The 1,416-nt window shown below is 70.4% G+C and carries 2 protein-coding genes; both read right to left on the bottom strand.

Annotated elements, in window-relative coordinates; translation table 11 throughout:
* The coding region (locus tag AC2VON_RS19535; protein WP_486954431.1) for an acyl-CoA dehydrogenase family protein at positions 1–584 on the bottom strand (584 nt) is incomplete at its 3' end.
* A 62-nt stretch (positions 585–646) separates the two neighbouring features.
* Positions 647–1,416 (bottom strand): succinyldiaminopimelate transaminase (gene dapC / locus AC2VON_RS19530; protein WP_486954430.1); only part of this gene is annotated, 770 nt, incomplete at its 5' end.

Raw genomic sequence — 1,416 nt, 5'->3', positions numbered from 1 at the left:
GTCAGCAGCTGGGCGGTCTCGCCGTCCCACTCGCCCGAGGCGAACTTGGCCAGCACGTGGTCGCGCACGTCGGGCGGCGCGTACGCCTTGACCAGCGTCTTCACCATGCCACCGCCGGTGCCCAGCGCGCAGCCCATCCCGATATCGGCCTGATTGAGCAGATAATCGGATGCGAACAGCATCAGAAACGGGCTCACCCCGGCGCGTGCGGCGTCGTCGCGCAACGCCCGCTTGGCTTGCAGGATCGCCCGCTTGGACTCGGTGAACGACGTCGGCATGACGACCCGGCTGATGTCGTGGCCCCACCGGTCGTAGCGCTCCAGCCGCGGCGGGTTGCGGTCGGTCTCCTCCGCCCACCGCTCGACCGGTCCGCCCATCAGCTCGCCGATGCGCCTCAGGTGCGGTTCGGCGAAGGCCAGCTCGTCAGGCTGCAGGTAGTAGGCCATCGTGCACTGCAGGGTGGGGTCGGTGGAATACCAGTTGAGACCGGCAGCTCCCGGAAAGTTCTCCGTGCGGTAGCGCTCAGCTTTCTCGGGGGTGGCAAACGGCAGCCGGCCGACCGCCTCGATGTCGTATTCGCTCATAGGACTCATGGAGCCACCGTATTACACTTTCTCGCCAAACGAAAGGAAAATGTAATACCTGGTCAATCGGCCGGTGCCGTCAGCCGGTCGACGGCGGCGGCGATCCGCTCGTCGGTGGCGGTCAGCGCCACCCGCACGTGCTCCGCACCGGCGGGCCCATAGAACTCGCCGGGTGCCACCAGGATTCCGCGCCGGGCCAGCCAGTCGACGGTCTGCCGGCACGGCTCGCCGCGGCTGGCCCACAGATACAGCCCGCCCTCGGAGTGATCGACGGTGAACCCGGCCGACCGCAGCACCGGCAGCAGCGCGGCGCGGCGCCGACCGTAGCGGTCCCGCTGCTCACGTTCGTGGGCGTCGTCGTCCAGCGCGGCGACCATAGCGGCCTGCACCGGCGTCGGCACCATCATCCCGGCGTGTCTGCGCACCGCCAGCAGCTCGGCCACCACGGCTGCGTCGCCGGCGACGAAACCGGCCCGGTACCCGGCCAGTGACGAGGTCTTGGACAGCGAGTGCACCGCCAGCAGGCCGGTGTGGTCGCCGTCGCACACCGACGGGTGCAGCAGCGACACCGGTTGCGCGTCCCAGCCCAGTCCCAGGTAGCACTCGTCGGAGGCCAGCAGCACACCGTGCTCGCGCGCCCAGGCGACGATCGCGCGCAGCTCGCCGGCGCCGAGCACCCCGCCGGGCGGGTTGGGCGGCGAGTTCAGATAAATAAGCGCCGGCGGTGATTTATCGTACCCCGCCGAGCAACCCGCCCGGCCGGGTGCCCGGCGCCGGCGAGCTGCGCGCGATCGTCGCCTGGGCGCGCGAGCACGGTGTGCTGCTGGCCTCC

Source organism: Mycobacterium sp. TH-M82 (assembly GCF_057473605.1).
Note: the sequence above shows the minus strand (reverse complement) of the source record. Positions and strands in the feature narration are given on the sequence as shown.